The sequence below is a fragment of the Sphingomonas natans genome (assembly GCF_030546695.1).
Lineage (GTDB): Bacteria > Pseudomonadota > Alphaproteobacteria > Sphingomonadales > Sphingomonadaceae > Sphingomonas_I > Sphingomonas_I natans.
The window spans coordinates 203,091-224,633 of the sequence record NZ_JAUOTP010000009.1 but is presented as its reverse complement, the minus strand read 5'-3'; the positions used below and the strand labels follow the sequence as shown (position 1 = coordinate 224,633).

The 21,543-nt window shown below is 61.3% G+C and carries 19 protein-coding genes; 4 read left to right on the top strand and 15 right to left on the bottom strand.

Annotation, left to right across the window (positions count from 1 at the left end):
* Positions 1-15: 15 nt before the first annotated feature.
* On the bottom strand, positions 16-603 hold the full coding sequence (locus Q4F19_RS17985) for an FxDxF family PEP-CTERM protein (RefSeq protein ID WP_303545545.1): 588 nt from the start codon (positions 601-603) through the stop codon (positions 16-18).
* Between the two features lie 801 nt (positions 604-1,404).
* Here Q4F19_RS17985 and Q4F19_RS17980 point away from each other — a divergent pair.
* Positions 1,405-2,673, top strand: coding sequence for a tyrosine-type recombinase/integrase (locus Q4F19_RS17980; protein WP_303545542.1), 1,269 nt, complete (start codon positions 1,405-1,407; stop codon positions 2,671-2,673).
* Between the two features lie 635 nt (positions 2,674-3,308).
* Positions 3,309-4,058 carry an NTP transferase domain-containing protein gene (locus tag Q4F19_RS17975; RefSeq protein ID WP_303545540.1) on the top strand — a complete coding sequence of 250 codons (750 nt, stop codon included), beginning with the start codon at positions 3,309-3,311 and terminating at the stop codon, positions 4,056-4,058.
* A gap of 653 nt (positions 4,059-4,711) precedes the next feature.
* Here Q4F19_RS17975 and Q4F19_RS17970 read toward each other — a convergent pair.
* Complete coding sequence (locus Q4F19_RS17970; protein ID WP_303545538.1) at positions 4,712-5,635, bottom strand: DUF535 family protein; 924 nt, start codon at positions 5,633-5,635, stop codon at positions 4,712-4,714.
* Between the two features lie 1,604 nt (positions 5,636-7,239).
* On the opposite strand from Q4F19_RS17970, the gene Q4F19_RS17965 reads away from it, so the two are divergent.
* The gene (locus Q4F19_RS17965; RefSeq protein WP_303545535.1) at positions 7,240-7,740 is read left to right on the top strand and encodes a hypothetical protein; all 501 of its coding nucleotides are present in this window, start codon (positions 7,240-7,242) and stop codon (positions 7,738-7,740) included.
* Positions 7,741-8,197: 457 nt separating this feature from the next.
* Here Q4F19_RS17965 and Q4F19_RS17960 read toward each other — a convergent pair whose 3' ends face one another.
* Positions 8,198-8,407, bottom strand: a complete 210-nt coding sequence (locus Q4F19_RS17960) for a hypothetical protein (RefSeq protein ID WP_303545533.1) — start codon at positions 8,405-8,407, stop codon at positions 8,198-8,200.
* A 356-nt stretch (positions 8,408-8,763) separates the two neighbouring features.
* Here Q4F19_RS17960 and Q4F19_RS21530 point away from each other — a divergent pair, with 356 nt between their 5' ends.
* Entirely contained in the window at positions 8,764-9,405 is a 642-nt protein-coding gene (locus tag Q4F19_RS21530) for an N-acyl amino acid synthase FeeM domain-containing protein (protein ID WP_431312425.1), read from the top strand.
* Between the two features lie 193 nt (positions 9,406-9,598).
* Here the strand turns inward: Q4F19_RS21530 and Q4F19_RS17955 are convergent, their stop codons facing one another.
* The 12 genes from Q4F19_RS17955 to Q4F19_RS17900 all read right to left on the bottom strand — a co-directional run bounded on the left by Q4F19_RS17955 (position 9,599) and on the right by Q4F19_RS17900 (position 21,444).
* Positions 9,599-9,835: a DUF2274 domain-containing protein gene (locus tag Q4F19_RS17955; protein WP_303545531.1), complete on the bottom strand. Its 237-nt coding sequence runs from the start codon at positions 9,833-9,835 to the stop codon at positions 9,599-9,601.
* A gap of 10 nt (positions 9,836-9,845) precedes the next feature.
* Positions 9,846-11,042, bottom strand: a complete 1,197-nt coding sequence (locus Q4F19_RS17950) for a TraB/TrbI/VirB10 family type IV secretion system protein (RefSeq protein WP_303545528.1) — start codon at positions 11,040-11,042, stop codon at positions 9,846-9,848.
* Entirely contained in the window at positions 11,039-11,983 is a 945-nt protein-coding gene (gene trbG, locus Q4F19_RS17945; protein WP_303545525.1) for a P-type conjugative transfer protein TrbG, read from the bottom strand. The genes Q4F19_RS17950 and trbG overlap by 4 nt, the downstream gene beginning before the upstream one ends.
* Positions 11,980-12,795: a conjugal transfer protein TrbF gene (gene trbF, locus Q4F19_RS17940; RefSeq protein WP_303545523.1), complete on the bottom strand. Its 816-nt coding sequence runs from the start codon at positions 12,793-12,795 to the stop codon at positions 11,980-11,982. Before trbF ends, trbG begins: the two co-directional genes overlap by 4 nt.
* Positions 12,795-14,099 carry a P-type conjugative transfer protein TrbL gene (trbL, locus tag Q4F19_RS17935; protein WP_303545521.1) on the bottom strand — a complete coding sequence of 435 codons (1,305 nt, stop codon included), beginning with the start codon at positions 14,097-14,099 and terminating at the stop codon, positions 12,795-12,797. Before trbL ends, trbF begins: the two co-directional genes overlap by 1 nt.
* Positions 14,100-14,214: 115 nt before the next feature.
* On the bottom strand, positions 14,215-14,967 hold the full coding sequence (gene trbJ, locus Q4F19_RS17930; RefSeq protein ID WP_303545519.1) for a P-type conjugative transfer protein TrbJ: 753 nt from the start codon (positions 14,965-14,967) through the stop codon (positions 14,215-14,217).
* A gap of 23 nt (positions 14,968-14,990) precedes the next feature.
* Complete coding sequence (gene trbE, locus Q4F19_RS17925) at positions 14,991-17,417, bottom strand: conjugal transfer protein TrbE (RefSeq protein WP_303545515.1); 2,427 nt, start codon at positions 17,415-17,417, stop codon at positions 14,991-14,993.
* Entirely contained in the window at positions 17,411-17,689 is a 279-nt protein-coding gene (locus Q4F19_RS17920) for a VirB3 family type IV secretion system protein (protein ID WP_303545513.1), read from the bottom strand. The genes trbE and Q4F19_RS17920 overlap by 7 nt, the downstream gene beginning before the upstream one ends.
* Positions 17,686-18,027, bottom strand: a complete 342-nt coding sequence (locus tag Q4F19_RS17915) for a TrbC/VirB2 family type IV secretion system protein (protein WP_431312424.1) — start codon at positions 18,025-18,027, stop codon at positions 17,686-17,688. The genes Q4F19_RS17920 and Q4F19_RS17915 overlap by 4 nt, the downstream gene beginning before the upstream one ends.
* Positions 18,024-18,968 (bottom strand): P-type conjugative transfer ATPase TrbB, encoded by a 945-nt coding sequence (trbB, locus tag Q4F19_RS17910; RefSeq protein ID WP_303545587.1) that lies wholly within the window; start codon positions 18,966-18,968, stop codon positions 18,024-18,026. The genes Q4F19_RS17915 and trbB overlap by 4 nt, the downstream gene beginning before the upstream one ends.
* 44 nt (positions 18,969-19,012) lie before the next feature.
* Positions 19,013-19,417, bottom strand: a complete 405-nt coding sequence (locus Q4F19_RS17905; protein WP_303545507.1) for a CopG family transcriptional regulator — start codon at positions 19,415-19,417, stop codon at positions 19,013-19,015.
* Entirely contained in the window at positions 19,414-21,444 is a 2,031-nt protein-coding gene (locus Q4F19_RS17900) for a conjugal transfer protein TraG (RefSeq protein WP_303545504.1), read from the bottom strand. The genes Q4F19_RS17905 and Q4F19_RS17900 overlap by 4 nt, the downstream gene beginning before the upstream one ends.
* Positions 21,445-21,543 lie beyond the last annotated feature (99 nt).

The following is a 21,543-nucleotide window of genomic DNA, read 5'->3' as shown; positions in this document are numbered from 1 at the left end:
CGTGATCCGCTTGATTTAGGCGAACGTAACCGCGGTATTCGACTTGCGAACGCGACGGCATGCGCCGCCGATGACACCAAAACCGACAACCATCATCGCCCAGCTAGCTGGCTCCGGCACTTGCGCCGCAACGAACGTCAGATTGCCGCTGTAGCCGTTGATGCCCGTCGCGGTGCCCTTAATCTGCAGTGTGTTCTCGGCCAGGCTGTAGATCGGCAAATTATTGATCGTGAACGACGTTCCGCTCGAAGTCGGCGCGATCGCAAATGCATACGAGACGTTGTTGAACAGGATGTCCGTGAGAGTCAGCATGTCGGACGTGACCGTGAAGCTGGTCGAGACGTTGCCGCTGCCAGTTCCGGTCTGAGGGATCGTGAAAACGAAAGAATCTGCGAAATTCACGACCGACGCACCGACGCTGTAATCAGCCCCGAAGCGAGCCGTGATCACCGGGGAGAATGGGCCCGTGCCATTCGTCAGCTTGAACATGCCAGCGGCGTTGTCATCACCGACGTGAAAGACCGTCGCATCCGCTGCCGAAGCAAGCGTTAGCATTCCGATTGCGATTGCACCAGCGCGCAAAACTGCCTTGCGAACACCCATTCTGAAATCTCCCTGAACTCATACGCCAACCGCGCGGCGCCCTGAGAAGAGCAAACCATTCCGGTTGCGACTCACATACCTTTCCGTTTCGTTAACAGCAAGACTTTTTTTGCGTTGCGGTATGGTTAATTGGCGGCTTTGTCGGGTTCATTGGATCAACGAGCAGAAAAATTGCCATCTGCAGGCAGAAAATCACCGCTGTTTGAGTCCGCCTCGAGGTCCCGCATTGGCTCACAAGAGAAAAGGGCAGCAGCCAGCAAAATATTCGTAGCGCTAGCGGAACGATCTGGCGAACTGATAGTTCGATGATCCGTTTGGCCGTCAACGCCGACCGGCTGAGGTTTAAGTATGCCGAGCAGCTATGGTTGAAGAGGCCAAGCTGCACGCGCAACGGTCACGGAGCGCCTTGACCTCCGCTCCATCCACCGCAGATCGCCTCGGTGGCCGGACGCAGCCAGCCCTGCATAACGTGCACGATGGCAAGCTGCTTGGCCAATGTTAATCAGCGTTGCCGCCGAGCTTGGCGAAGGCCGATGCGCCGGATGGCGACTGACTTTGCGGGAACTGCAAAGCGGTCCGCGTCCAGAGAGGCTTTGCTCCCGCACTTCGTGGGCGCCCATCGCTGCGAAAGGCCTGATTCGCAGTTCGACATCTTGGTTGTTGAGGGCGACATTCCCGCTGTTCGTTTACGCTTTTCTGGTCTGTAAGGTTCGGTCCAACCGATTTCCCACCGCCCGATTGACGTATTTCCCGATCTTAGCCAATTCTGCTTCTACCTCAATGTTGACCTGATGGGGCAAGATGGCCGTGCAGTCCGGGCTCAGCGATGCTGTCATTAGCAGTATGAAGGCGCCTCCAAAGGTCATTCATTTGAAAGGCGAGCCCAAGGGGCTCGTTCTTGAGGTTCGACCAAACGGCGTAAAGGTTTGGCTTTGGCGGGGACGTAGGCCGGATGGTGTGGCGGCGAAGGTCACACTCGGCACATACTCGGCTACATTTGGAGTTGCCGAAGCGAACTCCCGCGCACAGGCAATCAACGACGGCAAAAAGCGCTGCGTGTGGCTTCCCCACGAGGAGGCTCTAGGCGTTCAGACGATCGCGATGGACGCTCGTGCGAACGCCACCCTTTCCAATCAGACGCTCGATGCGTTCTGGACGGAGTATTACAAGCCGCGCTTCGTAGAAAAATTGAAGGGCAAGGCGGAGACAGCACGGCTCTACGAAAGGCGAATCAGGCCCTATATAGGCGACAGACTACTCCTGGATCTCGACCACGAGGCTCTCGCCGCGACGGTGGCCAAATGCGCCAGGACCGCGCCGGTCTCTGCCAATCGTGTGGCGGGCCTGCTGCGGGCGATTTTCAAACGCGCCCTTACAGGCGACCTTCGCAGTTTGACCGGGCTTCGCGACAACGCGGCCGCTTCCCTATTAAAGCCGACAGGCGCGAATGAACGGGAGCGAATTTTAGATCGCGACGAGCTTGGCGTCGTTCTCGCCACCATTGAGGCACGAGCAGCCAAAACAGCGGGGGCGACCGCCATCTATGCAAGGGGCTTAAAGCTGATGGTAGCCACCGGGTGCCATCGCGAGGAAGCGTTCGCGGCTACCTGGGGGCATTTTGACCTCGAGGCGGGTGAATGGCTTCAGACTCACGGAGCGAAGGCCGGGCATGCAAACCGTCTCGTTTTGCCGCCCGAGACCGTCGTTTGGCTGAAGGGTTTAAAGGCTACAGGTGCGAAGGTGGAGGAATTTGTATTTCCGGCTGGGCCCGACAAGAGCGAGACAAAATTCTTCAGCTTTAGCAAAGCGCACGCTGACTTAATTTGGGATGCGAACAAGCGGGCTGGCCCAATCGGCGTTTCGGTTGCGCGCTGGAGCCGGCACGATCTCCGCAGAACGGTTGTTACCAAACTGCGCGATATTCTGTCACCAGGCGGGTTGGATCCCGAGGTCTCCGATGCGGTTGTGTCAGCCGAGGCGTTGCTGATCTGGCGGGATTATCTCGCAGATGCCCTCGCTGCCTACGAAGTACGCGTTAATGAGAAGCGTGCTGCGGGATCGGTGGGATAGGTGCGAAAGGTAACCCAGACTGCCCCAATAAGCCCCAACGGACTCGAGACCGAAACGTTCGTTATCTAAGTCGCTCGGGATCGAATACGCTCCCTCAATCAGGTTGAGCCGCCTTGGTGGATTGCATAACGACTTGCCGGCCAGAAAGCATTTCTGTTCGCCTCTGCCCCGAAGCCCTGCCTTTGATCATTCCATTGAGCAAAAGCGAGCTTACTGCAATTGCGACGGTATGGAACGCGCGGTCGAAAGGCTAAGAAACCAGCCGCGCCAAACGCGCTTGTCTACCAATTCACAGTCGCGAGAGGCTGCGAAAGCCATAGCGAATTCTCCGGAATACGCGCCTTCGGTCCGGAGAGGATGAAGGTGCCCGAGGGAGTGGCGACCATCCGAATGGTCGGGGCGATCCCTGGCTTGACCAGCGTAACCGGGAAGTATCGGGGCAGCGCTCCCGACACAGGGCATGCGGCGCGCTGCCGCATCGTTCATTGGGAAGCGCTCGCCGATCATCGCTCGAACCGGCCGAAGAGCGCCGACGCCACTACCCCGCCGTTGCGGCCACGTAGCTTGTTCCTTCAATGACCGATCGCATATACCCGCCTTCAGATGTTCATGCCTCCCCCCTCTTCGCGTCCTTGATGATGGACTATGTTTTCCTCTCGGCGGGCGCAGGCAGCCGTATGGGCGCGCTCACCCAAAACCAGCCCAAGGCGTTGGTAGAGATACTTGGACGTCCGATTGCGGAGCACACCATTGAGGCAATTGCAGCAGCGCTGCCCGGCTCTGCGGTCCTGTTGGTATCCGGCTACCGAGCAGACGCACTCGAGGGATTTGCGAGAAAATGGCAGAATTCTGAGACAACAGTGAGCACCATTTTTAATCCGGACTTCGCGGCTGCTGGCCCGCTTCGCTCGATAGAGATTGCGCTGTCGGCGCTCCCGCGAGAAATCGAAAGCCTCACAATAGGAAATGGAGATACCATCTTTGAGGCGACCGCTATTTCGGCGCTCGCTGCTGCTCAGGCTCCAGCCGCTATGCTCGTAAGTAGCTCCTCCGAAGCGGACCCCGACGACGTACAAGTTGAGATCGCTAGATCAGGCATTGTTCGTGCCCAAAAGCGATTGGGATCTCTCACGGCATTCGAGTTATCGGCCGGCCTACTACAGCTTCGCGGTCGCGACGTTATTCAACTTTGCCGAATGTGCGTTATGGAGGCTCTGGAGGATGAGCGGACCTCGGGAATTAAACAGACGTGGCACAGTATTATCGCCCGATTGGCCGCGGGAGGGGCGGCGCCACAGCCGGTGTTCGTCCCTTGCAGCACTTGGTGCGAATTTGATGACGAGCTCTCGATCGCTCGGTACACCGCCGCACATCATATTTCTTAAGACGCAAACTTAGCCATTTCCTCAGGCGTTGACGTAATCACGGGCGATCGATGGCTAGTTTGCTCAGTCCGCTAACACGTTAAGGGGAGCCTGGAAAACTCATGCGAACAGATGATATACATGCGGTGGCGTTTGTGCCCTCGGGGATATACGATTCTGTTCCCGGGCTGCTTGCCTTCTTACCATCAAGCTGACCAGATCCAGGACCCTGTAATGCCCAGCGATCTCAAAAACGCACAACGAAGACGGCGCATGCTTAAAATCAGCGCCGACCAGGTGTCGTATATCAAGTCAATCGCTGGTAAAAAATGCGAGGCCTGTGGTGAGCTATGGTCACTGGGCAACATCGCTAGGCAATTCGGGGTTTCGCGGAGCCTAGTTCAATTCATCATTCAAGGCGCTCGCCGGGTAAAGAGCCAAGGATCGCTGGACCCGCCGATATCACCATCCACCGGCGAACAAATGGCCGCCGCAACGACTTTCCTACGCCTCCACGGCATCAGCTGGTCAGGAGACGAGCAGCTCCGGCTAGCGTCCCACGTCCTTCGTCTAGCCTGCAAGTTAAGTGGTTCTCACGGAGAAATCGCGCGTTAGCGGATGTGCCACGCCAAGACCGCAAGTCTCGGTCGTAAGACGTCTGGGCTGTCCATTGTTTACAATGATACCGCATTTCCTGCTCGATTGGCGTTTAAGAGTGCCTCGAAACTTTCACATATGCTTTCATACAGGCGCCTTTTGACAGCCATTCTGCGCCGCGCACGGGCTTTGTGGGAGCTAGTGAGATGCGTCAAGGATCGCTGGCTCTGCTCGTAGGCATCCAAAGAAAAATAACCGCTTGCTAACCGACGCGCGTCGAAATCCTGCCAAGCTCGGTCATAGTCGAAGGTTTTTGAACCGCCGGCGTACAGAGTGGCAATATGCTTTTTATTAGAAACTCCAACCAAGGGAATTCGACCCATCGCGCTTGCGAGCGCGCGTATAGCCACGATTAGCATGGCTATCGGCGTCGTGTTGTCATTTTCTTTTGTAGCACGACGGTACTCGGCGCTTCGCCCAAAAGCTCCTTGAAGGCCGCCAATCAGAACGACCTCGCTGTGCGCCATGTCGACACGCGATCCTCGGCTAAAGAGAAAGGCTATGGAAGCCAGATCATTTGCATCTTCACGAAAAACCAACTCAAGCTCACCCTCCATTGGCGAGCGATACGCGGCCATGAGAGCCATCGTGTAAGTTGAACCGTTGGCTGCTTGATTCGTCCAAAATATTTCACCATCTGGTGGTTGGATATTGAGCGTATTTTTTGGAAAATGACGCAAGATAAACTCGTAATGATCTTCTATTATCTGACGGCGCTCATCGCCGCGCATCTCGACGTCAAAGTAATTCCCGACATATTTCCAGTAAATACGTCGCTCATCTGCCGCCAGATCTGCCATCTTCGCGCGATTTAGCAAGCCGCGTAGCGTCAAGTGGGAAATTGGACGGCGCAGGGCTAACAAGAGCTGACCCAGCCGCCGGCTAAAGGTGCGGCTGCCACCGGGTACCGATGGTAGCGAACGCCAATTCACAGCCGGCATTTCGTCCCCCGATCGCGACGATCCGGAAAAGCGCCAAGCGCTTAGTCCTTCGATCCTCAACAAAGGCCAACTTCGCAGCTTGCGCGCTCGTTATCAATATCCGATCGCCGCCGGCGATCACCAGCGTCGGTCTTTAGCCCCCCGACGAACGCTACGCGCCCCCCCCCAACCTGCATTGCGCATCCAGTTGCAGAGATCAGACATCCGAACATAGCTGGCCTGCGGGCTGACGTTTTTTGCAGCGTGCAATCAGCTGCCCCGTCTTTAGCGAATCATCCAGTTTACAATCACGGCGATCCCTGCCCAGACCATGATTGAGCAGACCATCGCCACAGCAAACGCTGCAGCTGCTTTACGCGTTGCAAGTTTCGTTGGGACAAACTGAGTGTTCCGCTTTATCTTTCTGAAAGGCATGATTCCCCCCTTCCCGAAGATGCGGCACCGTTCACAAAATGTAAATATGCCACTTCGGCACAAACGCTGCGCGGTGGCTGCGAGACGGAATTAGCCTCCAACGCATATCAGCTGACATCAAGTTGCTGCGCGCCGCAGACTTTCCGGGCAGATAAGCATCTGAATCCGCGCGAGCGATGAACCGACACACCAGATATCCCACCCCGAAGGAACCTGTTTTGGATAAATGCGCGCGGTTTCGCGATCAAAGCATCAGCGGTAAGGCGCGTATTTTAACGACGTTAACGAGGCAGCGCAGCGCTGTTTAATGCGGGTTCAGCAGCTGTGCGAGGCTCAGCATCACGTGTTCTCACGTCACCGTCGTGAACCGAGACGTGCAACGGGTATCGAGCCCGAAAACATGTCAAAGCAGCTTCGACGACCCTGAGAAGCAATTCGGCTGCCGTTTTAGAGGCGAACCTGTGAGCGCTTGCGCTTCAATCTACCACGTCTGGGGAAGCGCTAGAATGCTGGTAGCTAGCGCAAGATCGGCATCGCTGCTCCACGCGATGTCTTTGCGTTTGAGCCATCGGACGGCCTCAGCCAAATCAAGGGGAGAATGGGCTCCCTCTGATGGGGCGACGGGGCTCGCCACAGAGTGCCAGGCCTTGCCACTTAAAATTTGCCAAATTGTAATGCGAGATACCCCGAATTGGGGGGCCAAAGAAGATCCTTTGCGCGTCGCACCGCATAGGGGGCACGGATTGTTCGCTAAATAGCGGATCTCCTCTACCTGCTCTTCCGACAATTTCATATCGCCATAATCTCAACTTACCTCCGCATTCCGTGCGGGTTTGTTTTGCAGCTCGCCTCAGCGCCCACGCTTTGCCGGGAAGGTCTCCACGGCGGCCCACGGCTGTTCCGCTAAAAAGCCGGAAACACGGCCCCCAGCAGATTCGGATGGTAACTGAATCAGCGCGGTTTTCCAATTCGCGCCGGGCACGTTACCTGGCATCGGCCGGCGCTAGGTCGCTTACCTCGCGCTGCGCCCTAATTTCGATGCGGCCCCAGCCATGGATTGGGCGCAATCCGATGGAGATGTGATGACGAGAAGGATCATGCTTTCCCGCTAGTAGCACCGCCTAAAGCCCCCGGTCATGCAAGGCGCCTTACTCACAATACTTACCGTACTATACCAATCGGAGGATCGAATGGCTGAGGAAAAATCAAATATCTCTTACTACCATTTTCTTCGAAACAAAAAGAAGGCCAATAGGCAGCGACTTGGCCCTTTGGCGCCAGTAGCGGGTTTTATTTTGATAATTGGATTTGCACTTTTTTTGATTCCCCTATTTATATATATGTTATTTTTTAATAGAGTGTATTTCTGGGTACGGAACCAACATAGAATTATTCGTAAGCCCTATTACAATTATGACCGTCACCGAATTGCCCACCTCGGCCTTATGGACAAACTGTGGTGCGAATATTGCGAATGGGCCAACGGCAGCCTCCAATGGATTATCGACGTCGTCAACGAGATCGAGCGGCGATATTGTCCTATCAAGAACCAGTGCGACCCTCATTGCAGCAAGGCGAAAGCGTGGCGAAGCGAATTTTTACCACACGACCATACACTGCCCGATCTCAAGCAATATCTGAATGACGGTGGATACGAGGCGGTTTCCGTGGCGGAAAAAAAGGAGCTTTAGCCTTGGCTTACGCACCATATCACGCGTTTAATCGTTGTGCGTTTGAGCGTAGTGTCTGCAACAAACTCGACAAGCGGCCGTCATAGCGACTCGGCAAGCGACTGGGACATCTTGGACACAGGACCGAGCCGCTTGCCGCGCTCTTCAGGCGTTGGCTGATTGTCGAAAGCGCGCACGCCGTGAGCGCGGCCAGCTGCTTGCGGACGTTGACAACCCATAAGGTCTTTGGCCAGGGGTGCGCAATGGGAGGATATGACAGAGCGCGGGAGCTTGCCTCGTCTGGACAGTGTCGAGACGTGCGATCGGTGCTCTGGAAACTTTTTAAGGAAGGTTATTCCCTCCCGCAGGCTGAAATCGGATTGTGGCGTCGAATTCAGCTGGCCCGCCTTTGTCGTATCAGCAGGCGACGGGGTCGCTTAAGTATCGAAGATGAGATGAAATAGCCGAACGAGATCAGTCACAGAGCGACAACGGTTTGTTCGGTCGGCCTTTCAACAATACGGTTCCGACCGTCGCGGATCGACGCGCTTCTAACGATGTAAAAGCCATCCAGCCAATATTCGCGGAGACCTGGTTCCGAGTCGCCGAACGGGCAATCCCCATCGATCGCTATAGGCGACTCGGCGGATTGGGCACCATGTTCAAAAGCGGCGATGATCCGCTCCATCGCTAGGCAATGCTCCATCATAGACGCAAACTCGCTTATCACTTCGGTAGAAACACTGGCCTCTTTATAGTCTTGCCACAGATTGGGAAAGCCCACAGCCGTTGACGTGACGATTTGTTACATGACACGCGAGCGACGCTACCAAACTCCGGCCTTTATCGGTTGGTGCAAAGCGTCAAAGTTGCCGATTTTCACAGCGGGCACGCTATTGGCCGGGAGCACTTATAGGAGCGTGATCGCCGAGCGCTCGAGCCGGTCATGAGCTGACCTAAGCTTTTTGCGCTGCGTCGTTATGGACAATCTAGCCCGGCTCGGGCATGTTAACGTTTCGTAATGGTTTTTGAGGCAGCTCGTTCGTGACAGGTCATTTGCCAGACCGTGTCCAGATAGAGCTCGCTGAGAGAGAGGCGTTGCGAGCCGAAGCGTCGGCACTCCTTAGCCGTCTGTACGAACCTGCCGGCTATGCCGCTGATCACGATGCAGATCGCGGTGAACACAAAATCCCATTCGTCGTCCGCCTGGACGGCGCTACCATTGGCACGTTGACGCTTGGGGTGGATTCGACAGCCGGTCTGGCCATTGACGCCACTTTTGGTGAAGAGGTCGCAGCGTTGCGCCGCCGACCCGGCGCGCGATTATGTGAGCTGACGACGCTTGCATTTGACGCAGCTGAGTCCCGACCGCTCCTCGCGGCGCTTTTCGGTGCCATCCTGCGGCACGGCTCTGAGCATTACGGATGTACCGATGTGCTTATTGAGGTAAGCCCAATCCACCGTAGATTTTACGAACGAATGTTAGGATTTGAAGTTTTTGCGGCCCCCAAAATCAGTAACCGATCGGGGACGACGGTGGTCCCGATGAGGATTGAGGTCACCCCCATATTGTGTCGTGCCGCTGAGAAGGCCAGCCATTCGTTTCACGCGGCTTTTGCATCCAACACAGACTTTCTCCAGTTGTCGGCGTCTGCCCCCAGCGCGTCGCGGGATATACGCAGGTGATCCGTGCGCGTTAAGTTTGTTTTCGTTGCCACTGCGGTTTGGTTCGAACGAGATCGTCGAGGGCGGAGACCTTCTAATGGCATCCCGCCAGGGCTGCCGTGTCCCGTTGGTCACTGTGGTCCAAACGCGCATCCAGATCTGCCCGCTAAATCTGGTGTCGGCTGGAACATAGAAGGACACCGCGTCCGCTCACTCAGACATCTTGTCCTCTCGGCGCTATCGTCATCTTAAACTTGGAAAATGCGCGATCGCCGTCGATAAATGCCGCCAGGATCGCCGGTATCAAATCGACGATGGATTCTTGTTGGCCGTACACTTCCGCATAGACGTCAGCATATTGTAGCAGATCCTGGTTTAGAGACGGTGAAATCGCGATTGTCAGCTTAAGCGGCATTCTTTCGGGGAGCTTGCCAAGTTTGAGATTTGCCACGCTCGGTCTCCTAACTGCCCCACGGCCCAAGAATGAGATCCTTATGCACGACCAGCCGCACTGGCGCGCCAGGCCTGATCGTGATTGTCGGCTGAATCCCAAGGCTACGCTGGATGACCTGATCGCCCGCGCGCGAGACCTTGTCTTGCGTCGACATGCGGAGTGCCTGGACGAGATCGCTTTGGCCTGACAGGGCGAGTTCCGAGCTCACCCCTAGGAGCGTCGAGAGCGCGACGCCCTTCAACAACTGCCACGTGTGAAGATCGACCTTGTCCTGGAGCCCGGCATTGCCAGACGGATCGGTCGCGGGAACATTGTCGATGCGAAGCGAACTGCCATCCGGCATGATGATCCGGTGCCAGACGATCAAAGCGCGCGTCTGGCCGAATGCAACCACGCTGTCGTAGTTCCCGACCAGCCTCGCACCCTGCGGGATGAGTAGGATACGTCCCGTCGCGCTGTCATAGGTGTTTTCGCTGACCTGCGCGGCGACCAACCCCGGAAGATCCGAGCGCACCCCCGAGATCAGACTACCGGCGATCACGCTTCCTGCCGACAGCGTGTAGGGGGATGGCACCGGCATTAGCGCATGCGGGTTCACGTCCCCGCGCGGATCGAGGGCACCAACGAAGTCCTCCTTGCGGCCTTGGGCATTCGGATCGCGTTCTGAGTCGAACGCCGGCCTTGCTCGCTCCGGGGCGGCCGGCGCTACGGGCGTGATGGGCGAACCGACTTCGTTTCCAGCCGCGGTCGCTTGGTGCCCGTGCACCAGCAAGCCTGATTCACGTGCGGCCTTGAGTTCGGCAAGCAGCCGCTCGCGCTCGGCAGCTTCGGCCTGCTGCCATTGCTGGTCGGCGGGGCCGATCGCGGTCAGCGTCGTCTGCTGGTGCTCAAGGATCGGCTTGCCGAGATCGCCGGGCAGCGGCGGCCCGAGTTTCGGTACGTCGGCGTAAGAGGTCGGCGCGCCTTTCGGCGGCTCATTCTTGGATTGCGCGCTCGGCTGGGACAGCTCCTCCTGAGAGTCAGCCTGGTGAAACAGGCGCGGCTTGAGCGCCATCCATGTAACAGCGATCAGGCTGATCGAGCCGATCGCCGCAATCGCGATCATCACCCCACGCTTGAACCGAATCGCCCGCGGCGGCCGCGCGCGAATCGCCAGGCTCTCGGGATCGAGCTTGGGTGCGGGTGTGGCCACGGCCTCGGTCACGACGCCCTCCGCCGCACCTCGGCGTCGCCCGCGCGACTGATGCGCACGATGTCCTGATGCTTGAGCCCGAGCCGCAGTTCGGCGGCATCGAACAAGCGATCGATGACGTAGAAGCGCCCCCGCACCCGGTAATTGACGAGGCTGGCTGTGCCTTTGGCATCGACGAGGAACAGCGGCGGCGCCTCACCGACCACAAGGCTCGCCGGGAACTCGATAAAGGTCTGCCGGCCATCGTCAAACGCGCGCAGCGGCCGCCACGGCGGTTCGTCGCCGGAGATGGCATAATCAAAATGAAGCTGCTCGATCTGCAGCCCGCTCGCCACGGGCTGCGCCGCGCGAGCCTGCTCAGCCGCCGCTTTGAGGGCGATGAGCTGATCCTGCGGATAGGTCCAGGACAGCGCCACCATCGCGGCACGCGCGCCGCTGGTCAGCGCCAAATGATAGACGCGCCGGTCGGTCGTGATGATGAGGTTGGTCGATTGTCCGGGCGCAAACGGCTTCACGAGCACATGCGTGCGCTTCGCATCGCCGGTGCCGCTGGTCGTGTCGCCGATCACCCAGCGCACCGTGTCGCCCGCCGCGACCGCGCCCAGTGCCTCACCCGGCTGCAGAGCGATATCGGTGACCTGCCCCGGCGCGGTGAACACGTGGAAGACCGCGCCGTCGCTGAAGGGGTAGACCTGCACCGCGTTGATAAACCCGGCGGCCGCCGGCTCGAGTGTCGCCGCACGGTTGGCGGCGCGGACGCGCAGCTCCGCTGCCGATCGTCGGGTGCTCACGCGACGCACGACTGGAGGCTTGGCCTTTGACGAGCCCGGCACTGCCACTGGTGCAGTCGCACCCGCTAGCAGGGGCTTGATCGGCGTCGCCGGCACGGGCGCGGTCTGGGTCGATGCGGATGTGGCGCTGGCGAGCATCACCAGGAGCAGGGCGGTCTTCATGAGCGGTCCTCCAGTTGCGATGGCGGGAGCGGAGCCAGATGGGGATCGAGCGGCGATCCCAGCGGCAGGTTCGTCGGTGCTGGTGCCGGGGCTGACGGCGCTGGCGCAGCCGGCGGCGTCGCCGCGTTGGGCTCGAGCTCGCGGCTCCAGTCGATCGCATCGATGTAAAGGCCGAGCGGGTTCTTGCGCAGCGTGTCAGCACTCGACGGTGGATCGAGCATGACGGTCAGGATCGCGGTCCAATGCGAGCTGCCCGTCTGCGCGCCGCGCTCAAAGGCGGTCTCGGCCCATTTGACCTGGTATGACTTGTCCGACGCGCGCACCACGCTTGTCACCTGCACCGACACGGTTCGCGTTCCGACCTGAGCGAACGGAGCGGCACCGCGGGCATAGTCACCGAGGAAGATCGCGCCGCGCTTGGTGGCGAAGTCGTAAGCCGACAGCCAGCTCTGCCGCATCAGCACCGGATCGAGCGACACCGAGCGCACGTTGGTGATGAAGCGTGTCAGGAACCATGCGACCTGCGGGTCGGTCGGCCGATAGCCTGTCTCGGCGGCGGCCACGGCGCGTGGCTCGCCGAGCTGATCGACCTCGACGACATAGGGCACGATCCTGCTCTGGAGCGACTGCCACAGCACGCCACCCGACATGGCGGTCGTCAGGCCAAGACAGCCGAACGCCATCAATCGCCAGTTGCGGGCCTGGACACGGGCCGACCCGATCCGCTCATCCCACAGCTGGCCGGCGCGCTGGTAGGGCGTCTGCGGTGCGGGCGTCTGCCCATAACGTTGCACGGCTCGTTTGAAGACCATCAGTCGTCCCTTTCTTTGATGTCGGGATGCGCGCCGGCACCGCCGCGATCGCCTTGCTGGATCGTGTGGAGGGCGGTCTGGCGGTGATTACGGTTGGCCTGAGTGGCCTTCATGGCGCGCGCCCAGCCGGGCATGCCGGCATCGCCCGCCGCGGTGCTCGAGGTGGGACCCGCGGCATTGCCGGCGAACGCGTCGCGGCCCGCACTACGGCCGGCCTCGACGGCTTCGCCGAGCCCGATCGCGGAAGAGACGCCGGATCTGGCCGCATTACTCGCCGCTCGGCCGATCCCGCCAAGACCGGCGCCGACGCTGGTCGAACCGGCGCTCTCCTGCCCAAGGCCGTAGGCGGTGGATGCAGCACCTCCCATCGACGCACCCGCGCGAATCGCACCAAGGCCACCGCCGGCGACACCGCGCGCTGTGGCTGCCGCACCGGCACCGCCGAGATACATTATGCCGCCGGCGCCGAGCGCCGTCCCGAACGCCGCGCCCGCACCGAGTTGTGGCGCGCCGGCAACCAGGCCGGAGGCGATGCCGGGGCCGAAGATGCCGAGCCCAAACAACGCAAGGCTCGCCAGCACGAGGCTCATCGCCTGGCCGACGTCGGGTTCATGACCCTGCAGCGCGGTCGTGAACTGCGTGAAATAGTTGCTGCCGATGCCGACAATGACGGCAAGCACCATCACCTTGATGCCGGAGCTGACCACATTGCCGAGCACGCGCTCGGCGAGGAAGCTTGTCCGGTTCCAGAAGGCGAACGGCACGAGGATGAAGCCGGCCAGCGAAGTCAGCTTGAACTCGAGGATCGTCACGAACATCTGCACCGCGAGGATGAAGAAGGCGATGACGACGAGCAGCCAGGCGACGAGCAGGATGATGATCGTCAGAAAATTGTCGAAGAAGCTCGTGAACCCCATCATCTGGCTGGCCTGCTGAAGCAGCGGCCAAGCGGCGGAAAAGCCGGTGCCGGCGAGACGACCCGGCTTGAGCAGATCGGAGGCCGCGATGGTCCCGCCGCCGCCCGTGACCCCTGCCTGTGCGAATGAGCGGAAGATGATTTCGGCGAGCGTCGAGAAGCTGTTGATGATGAACGCGAACGCGCCGACGTAGAGGACCTTGCGGATCAGCCGGCCGAGCACATTGTCCTCGCCGCCCATCGCCCAGAACAATCCGGCGAGCGTGATGTCGAGCGCGATCAGCGTGCGACTGAGGAAGCTGACGTCGCCACGCAGCAGCCCGAACCCACTGTCGATGTAGGTGATGAAGGCAGCCATGAACTGGTCGATGATGCTGAGGTCGTTCATCGGGGTCGGGCGTCCTGCTGTTGAAAGATGCCGCGGAGCGCGCCTGGGGGAGGTGCGACGCGCCCCGCGGCGACGACGGCGGTGAGGCGGACCGCCATCGCCTGTCCGGCGTCGCCTAATGGGGGGTGTAGGCGGTGCCGGAGCCGAGGAACTTGGTGGCGGCACTCTGCGCATCGGCCTGCGCCTGGGTGCGGTTCGCGCGCTCGATCGCATCGGCGCGGAACTGCGCGGCCATCAAATTCTGGAGCTGGAACTGTTGCTTGGCGACGAGCGCGAGCAGCTGGTTGGTGGCCTGCTGCGCTTGCAGCGCGCCTTGCGACCCCTGGCTGCGCTGAACGATCCCGCCCAGCGTCGCCTCGTCCGCGGCGATATTCTCGACCACCTGCGCCTGGATGGTCATGGTCTGCTTGTAGGCGGCCATCGACGTGTCGAGCCGGCTGCGCGCATCGACGGCTTGCTGGTCGTTGGTCAGCGCAGGCGCGAAACCCGTCGGGAACATCGCCCGGAACTGCTGGTCGAGCGTGCCGACGCGATACTGGATGCCCTGGGCCTGGCCCATCAATTGATCGATCTGCTGGATCGTTTGCGTGATCGCCTGCAGCTCGGGAAAATCGATCGTGGCGAGGTTGCGCGCTTGGTTGATGAGGCTCTGCGCCTGATTCTGGAGCGAGCGGATCTGGTTGTTGACCTGCTGCAGCGTGCGCGCCGCGGTCAAGATGTTCTGACTGTAATTGCTGGGGTCAAACACAGTGAGTTGGGCGTGCGCGGGGCTGACGCTGGTAGTCACTCCCATCAAAAGCGCGCCGGCGGCAGCGATGCCGAAGGTAGAGGCGATAAGGACTTTCTTGAGCGGCAGTCTCTTCGTCATGGCTGTTCTCCGAGAGCGGGAGGTCAGGGGTTGGGGAAGTCGGCGAGCAGGTCGACGGCCCAGCCGAGATCGGCGGACGCGAGGAAGTGTCGTGCGAAGCCATCGGCGCCGTGCTCGGCGAGGATCGCGTCGATGCGCTTCTGGCTGGCAGGATCGGACGCGCCGCACAGCGCGAGCGCGATGGGCCCCAGGCCAAGCTCGAACAGCCGGTTGCCGCGCGCGGACTGCAGGTAATAATGGCGCTTGGGGGTCGCGCGGCTGATCAGCTCGATCTGGCGCTCATTGAGGCCGAACCGTTCATAGGCCTGGCGGCTCTGCGGCTCGATCGCGCGATCGTTCGGCAGGAGGATGCGCTGCGGACAGCTCTCGATGATGGCCGGCGCGATGCTGCTGGCCGCGACGTCGGCGAGGCTCTGGGTGGCGAACAGCACCGCGACGTTCTTCTTGCGCAGCGTCTTCAGCCACTCGCGGATGCGTGCGGCGAACAGTGGGTGGTCGAGGAAAATCCAGGCCTCGTCGACGATCAGCAAGGTCGGCCGACCGTCGAACCGCTCTTCGAGCCGGTGGAACAGATAGGTCAGCACCGGCGCGACCACGCTTGCTTGCCCGAGCAGCGCTTCGGTCTCGAAGCAGTGGACATCGGCGAATGCGAACCCGCTTTCGTGTCCATCGAGCAGGCGGCCATGCGGGCCGTCCAGCGTGTAGGGCTGGATGGCGGTGCGAAGCGCATTGGACTGGAGCAGCAGCGCCAGGCCCGTCATCGTACGCTCGACCTCGGGCGCGGACGCCAGGCTGCCCAAAGCCGACCAGACGGCGTCCTTCACCTCCGGCGTGACCAAGACCTTCTCGGCCGCGAGCAGCGCCGCGATCCATTCCGATGCCCATGCCCGCTCGTTCGGATCGTTTATCCGCCGGAGCGGCTGGAACGCGAGCCCGTCGTCGGCATCCGCACCCGAGCAGAGCGCATGATGGGCTCCGCCCATGGCAAGCACGGCCGCGCGCGCGGAGAAGCCCTTGTCGAAGATGAAGACCTGGGCATGCCGATAGCGGCGAAACTGCAGCGCGATCAGCGCGAGCAGCACCGACTTGCCCGCGCCGGTCGGCCCGACCACCATCATATGGCCGACGTCGCCGACATGGGTGGACAGCCGGAACGGGGTTGAGCCCGCCGTCTGCGCGGCCAGCAGGGGCGGCCCGTCGAGATGCGCATTGCAGCTCGGCCCCGCCCAGATGCTCGACAGCGGCATCAGATGCGCGAGGTTCAGCGTGTGGACGACGGGCTGGCGAACATTGGCGTAAGCGTGGCCGGGCAGCGACGACAACCACGCCTCGACCGCGTTGACGCTCTCGCGGATGGTGGTGAAGCCAAGACCGCCGGTGATCCGCTCGACCTGCCGGAGCTTGGCCACGACGGCCTCCCGATCGTCGTCGGAGACGGTGATCGTGGTGGTCAGATAGCCGAACGCGACATGGTCGCCGCCGAGCGCCTGGAGCGCCAAATCGGCATCGGCGACCTTGTTGTCGGCGTCGCTGTCGAGCAGCTGCGCTGGCTGATTGTACATGACCTCGCGCAGCATCGCGGTGACCGACTTGCGCTTGTTGAACCACTGGCGGCGGATCCTGGTCAGCAGCCTGGTCGCATCGGTCTTGTCGAGCGCGATGAAGCGCGTGACCCAGCGATAGGGGAAATTTGCCTCATTGAGCGCGTCGAGGATGCCGGGGCGGCTGACGTTTGGAAAGCCGGTGAGGGTCAGCGTCCGAAGGTGCCGCCCTCCCAGCATCGGCTCGAGACCGCCGACCAAAGGAACGTCGGCCAGCAGCCCGTCGAGATACATCGGCGTCTCGGGGACCGCGACCGGATGTCGGCGCGTCGAGATCGTGCCGTGCAGATAGGTCAGCGTCTCTGCGGAGTTTAGCGACCGGATCTCGGGCATGAACCCCGCGAACAGGTCGAGCGCGCGATCCGTCTCGGCGATGAAGGTGTCGAGCGCGGCGCGCCAGTCGCGGCCTGTGCCGATATCGGGCCGATCGACCAGCGACCGCCCGGCCGCATCGGCGTGGTCGGCTGCGGGCAGCCACGTCAAAGTGAGGTGGTAGCGGCTCTCATAATGCTCGCCTTCGGCTTCGAACCGGGCCCGCCGTTCCTGGTCGACCAGCCAGGACGCCGGGTCGGGAAACGTGCTGGCGGGATAACCGAGCGCTTCGCGGCGCTCGGCCTGGAAGAACAATGCCCAGCCCGTGCCGAACCGCTTGAGGACGTTGTTGGCGCGCGCGCTCGCCGAGACGAGCTCGGCCTCGGTCGCGCTTTCCAGGTCCGGCCCGCGGAACGCCAGCGTCCGCTGGAAGCTGCCATCCTTGTTGAGGATGACGCCTTCGGCGACCAAAGCCGCCCAGGGCAGATGGTCGGCGAGCCGATCAGCGGTGGGGCGATATTCGTGCAAGGCTAGCATCCGAGATAGCCCTTCTGGCGAAGGTGGCGGACGAGCACGGCGGCGAAGGCGGGATCGCGGCGCGTGGCGAACACCGCGATGCTGTGCCCGACCAGCCAGAGGAGGATCCCGGCGATCCACTGCTGGAGGCCGAGCCCGACCGCTGCCGCCAGCGTGCCGTTGACGATGGCGAGGCCCCGCGGTGCGCCACCGAGCAGGATCGGCGCCCCGAGGCTCCCATGGATGGGGACCTCGAAGCCACCAACATGACCGCTGTCGACAGGGACGTTCATGCGATCAGCGCCCCGCCGCCGAAGCTGAAAAAGGACAGGAAGAAGCTCGAGGCCGCGAACGCGATCGAGAGGCCGAACACGATCTGGATGAGCCGGCGGAAACCACCTGCGGTCTCGCCGAACGCGAGTGTGAGGCCGGTCAAGACGATGACGGCCACCGCCATGATCTTGGCGACCGGTCCCTGAACTGAATCGAGCACCTGCTGGAGTGGCTCTTCCCATGGCATGCCGGTGCCAGCGGCGTGCGCACGGCTGGCCAGCGTGAGGCCGAGGCCGAGGACGGCGCCGAAGAGGAAGGTCGAGCGGCGATCGGACAGGCGAACAGTGTTCATCGTCATTCTCCTTGAGGGCTTGCGGGGGTGATGGCGGTGAGGCGGTAGGCGCCGTCGGGGTCGAGCCCGCCGACGCGCGCGATCGTCTCCACGCGGCGCGCGGTGCCGCGACCGGCAATGAACACGATGATGTCGATGGCCTCGGCAATCAGCCGACGCGGGACGGTGACGACCGCTTCCTGCACGAGCTGCTCGAGACGATAGAGTGCCGCGATCGCGCTGTTGGCGTGGACCGTCGCGATGCCGCCCGGATGGCCCGTGTTCCAGGCCTTGAGCATGTCGAGCGCCTCGGGGCCGCGCACCTCGCCGACGATGATCCGGTCGGGACGAAGCCGCATCGTCGAGCGAACAAGGTCGGCCATCATCACGCTGCCGACACGGGTGCGCAGTGCAACAGTATCGCGAACAGGCGATTGGAGCTCGCGCGTGTCCTCGATCAAGACAACACGTTCATCAAGATGCGCCAGCTCGGCCAACAAGGCATTCGCAAGCGTCGTTTTGCCCGAGCTGGTACCTCCGACGACAAGAATGTTGAGACGATCGACGACTGCCAACGTCAGCAGCCGCGCCGTGTCGGGCGCCATAATGCCGTCTGACACATAATCCTTCAGCGTATAGATCCGGGTCGCGGGCTTGCGGATCGAGAAGCACGGGGCGAGGCTGACGGGGGGCAGCACACCCTCGAACCGCTCTCCCACTCCCGATCCATGCGGCGGCAGCTCAGCTGAGATGATCGGTGAGCCCGCATGGACTTCAGTGTGAGCATGGCTGGCAACGAGCCGGATAATTCGTTCGACCTGGGACGGATCATAGCGAACGCCCGTGTCGGTCCTGCCTCCTGCCAATTGGTCGAGCCGCAGGCTCCCGTCGGGATTGACCATGACCTCAAGCACAAGCGGATCGGCCAGTGCGGCGGCGATCTTCGGTCCCATCGCGGTGCTCAGCATCGAGCGACGACGCGCCAGCGAGATCGCATCGACAGTCCCGGCGCTCACAAGGATGTCTCCGCCGAGCTGGTCGGACCAAGCGTCCGCTTGCCGGACGCGAGCTGCCGACCGACCTGGCCGACGAACTTCTCGAACCGGTCAAGCCCGACAGCGAGTGCTGCGGAGTCGGCATCCGGGAGCGGGGCCGTGACGAGCAGCTGGTAGCGCACAAACAATGCGAGGCTTTCCAGGACGACATCGATGTCGCGCCGGACCAGCCCAATCTCCCGCGATATACGATCCAGCCGCAGCTTCAGCAGATCATCGATCTCCTTTGAACCGCGACGCGCAAGCCAAGCGGCGATCGCGTCGCTGACGAGGCGTGATTTGTTGACGCCGGGGCCGCTCGCGAGCGCTTCCAGTGCGTCGCTCAAATCACGATCGATGTAGAGGTTTTGCCGGACCTTCATGATCCCAGACTCGGAATGAGATCGCCACGATGGCTCTCATTGAGGCCATAGGTGCGCGTGACGTTGGCAAGGCCGCGAGCCTGGTTCATCGCACGCTGGTGAATGGCGACATCGTCGTCGTCCTCGCTGCCCGTTGCATACGCAGGGTCCGCCTCGGCGGCTTTTGGCGGCGCTTCCTCGGCATAACCGGGCTGGCGCTGCAGCTGCATGCCGTCGTCGTCATCGCCGGCGCGCGGTTCCATGAGCTTTTCAAGGCGGGCATCGGTCTGGCGGACGAGCTGACCCCAGTCGTTGAGTCGAAGCGCCGGTCGATCGACATACGTTCCTGCCGATGGGATCGGAGCGGGCAAGACCCGGCTGCTGAAATTGCGATCCACGAAATAACGTAGCTTGATCGCCCGAACCGGGGGGAGGCCCGCAATCAGCACCAGCTCGTCGGTGGCGGCGAGCTGCATAATCTCGCCCGGCGTCAGCAGCGCTCGCGCGGTTTCCTGGCGGCTGACCATGATATGAGACAACCAGGGGGCGAGCCGGTGGCCGGCATAGTTGCGCATCGCGCGTTGCTCGGTAGCAGTGCCGAGTGCGTCGGAAATCCGCTTGGCTGTGCGCTCGTCGTTGGTCGCGAAGGCAACGCGGACGTGGCAATTGTCGAGGATCGAATTGTGTTCGCCATAAGCTCGCTCGATCTGATTGAGACTTTGGGCGATCAAGAAAGCCCGAATCCCGTAGCCTGCCATGAATGCGAGGCTGGTCTCGAAAAAATCGAGACGGCCGAGTGCCGGAAATTCATCGAGCATCATCAGCAGCTGATGTCGGCGCGATCCGATACCCGACGGTTCGAGGCGTTCGGTCAACCGGCGGCCGATCTGATTGAGAACAAGACGGATGAGCGGCTTGGTCCGGCTGATGTCGGAGGGCGGGACGACGAGATAGAGCGACAGCGGACTTTTGCCCTCGACGAGATCGGCGATGCGCCAGTCGCTGCGCGATGTGGCCTCAGCGACTGTCGGATCGCGATACAGACCGAGGAAGGACATCGCCGTCGACAGCACGCCAGACCGCTCGTTCTCGCTCTTGTTGAGCAGCTCACGCGCCGCCGATGCGACCACAGGATGGACACGCGGCAGTTCCTGCGTGCCCAGATGGTTGGTCGACATCATCTGCCGCAGGGTATCGAGAAAGCTGCGTTGGGGATCCGAGAGGAAGGTGGCGACGCGCGCTAGAGACTTCTCTTCCTCCGCATAGAGGATGTGGAGGATTGCACCGACCAGCAAAGAATGGCTGGTCTTCTCCCAGTGATTGCGCCTGTCCAGCGCTCCTTCGGGATCGACCAGAACGTCTGCGATGTTCTGGACGTCGCGAACCTCATCGGCGCCGCGCCGGACTTCAAGCAGCGGATTGTAGTGTGCTGATCGAGCGTCAGTCGGATCAAACAGCAGGCAATGCGAGAAGCGTGAACGCCAGCCGGCGGTCAGCGTCCAGTTTTCGCCCTTGATGTCGTGAACAACGGTCGAACCTGTCCATGACAGCAATGTCGGTATGACGAGGCCAACCCCCTTCCCTGATCGCGTCGGAGCGAACGCCATGACATGCTCCGGGCCATCATGGCGAAGGTAATGGGCTCCCTTTCGGCCGAGAAAGACGCCGTGATCTCTGTGCAGTCCGGCCTGCTCAGTCTCTCGCACGCTCGCCCAGCGGGCCGAGCCGTAAGTTGTCACGTTGCTGCCGGGACGTGCGCGCCAAAGCGATCCGCTAACGGCGGCGCCACATCCGAGAAACCCGGACGCGCCAGCCAATAAGCCCGCTTTGTCAAAGATGTGCGGCGCGTAAGCGTCGTAGTGATACCACCACCAAAACAAGTACCAAGGCTTGTAGACGGGAGCATGCCCGACAATCAGCCAGGGTCTTCCGAGCTCTGGCTGGTAACCCAGCATTGCCGCCGCCCACTGGGTCGCGGCCCATAGCCCCGCGAGCACGATCGCGAAAACGACGAGAATCTGGCCGATCAGCAGCTTGGTAGGTGTCACGAGACAGCTCCCGTCGGGCGCGATCCCGACGGCCAATGACTCGTCGAATAGAAGGTGAAACTACAGGATGCTGAAGGGCGCCGTCGGGTCAGCTACGGA

What these genes read in the sequence shown, in the direction of transcription:
- Q4F19_RS17965 (WP_303545535.1), top strand. Translation starts at nt 7,240, where the DNA reads ATGGCTGAGGAAAAATCAAATATCTCTTACTACCATTTTCTTCGAAAC.
- trbL (WP_303545521.1), bottom strand. Translation starts at nt 14,099, where the DNA reads ATGAACGACCTCAGCATCATCGACCAGTTCATGGCTGCCTTCATCACC.
- trbE (WP_303545515.1), bottom strand. Translation starts at nt 17,417, where the DNA reads ATGCTAGCCTTGCACGAATATCGCCCCACCGCTGATCGGCTCGCCGAC.
- trbG (WP_303545525.1), bottom strand. Translation starts at nt 11,983, where the DNA reads ATGAAGACCGCCCTGCTCCTGGTGATGCTCGCCAGCGCCACATCCGCA.
- trbJ (WP_303545519.1), bottom strand. Translation starts at nt 14,967, where the DNA reads ATGACGAAGAGACTGCCGCTCAAGAAAGTCCTTATCGCCTCTACCTTC.
- Q4F19_RS17960 (WP_303545533.1), bottom strand. Translation starts at nt 8,407, where the DNA reads ATGGAGCGGATCATCGCCGCTTTTGAACATGGTGCCCAATCCGCCGAG.
- Q4F19_RS17980 (WP_303545542.1), top strand. Translation starts at nt 1,405, where the DNA reads ATGGCCGTGCAGTCCGGGCTCAGCGATGCTGTCATTAGCAGTATGAAG.
- Q4F19_RS17920 (WP_303545513.1), bottom strand. Translation starts at nt 17,689, where the DNA reads ATGAACGTCCCTGTCGACAGCGGTCATGTTGGTGGCTTCGAGGTCCCC.
- Q4F19_RS17915 (WP_431312424.1), bottom strand. Translation starts at nt 18,027, where the DNA reads ATGACGATGAACACTGTTCGCCTGTCCGATCGCCGCTCGACCTTCCTC.
- trbB (WP_303545587.1), bottom strand. Translation starts at nt 18,968, where the DNA reads ATGCTGAGCACCGCGATGGGACCGAAGATCGCCGCCGCACTGGCCGAT.
- Q4F19_RS17905 (WP_303545507.1), bottom strand. Translation starts at nt 19,417, where the DNA reads ATGAAGGTCCGGCAAAACCTCTACATCGATCGTGATTTGAGCGACGCA.
- Q4F19_RS17975 (WP_303545540.1), top strand. Translation starts at nt 3,309, where the DNA reads ATGATGGACTATGTTTTCCTCTCGGCGGGCGCAGGCAGCCGTATGGGC.
- Q4F19_RS17985 (WP_303545545.1), bottom strand. Translation starts at nt 603, where the DNA reads ATGGGTGTTCGCAAGGCAGTTTTGCGCGCTGGTGCAATCGCAATCGGA.
- trbF (WP_303545523.1), bottom strand. Translation starts at nt 12,795, where the DNA reads ATGGTCTTCAAACGAGCCGTGCAACGTTATGGGCAGACGCCCGCACCG.
- Q4F19_RS17970 (WP_303545538.1), bottom strand. Translation starts at nt 5,635, where the DNA reads ATGCCGGCTGTGAATTGGCGTTCGCTACCATCGGTACCCGGTGGCAGC.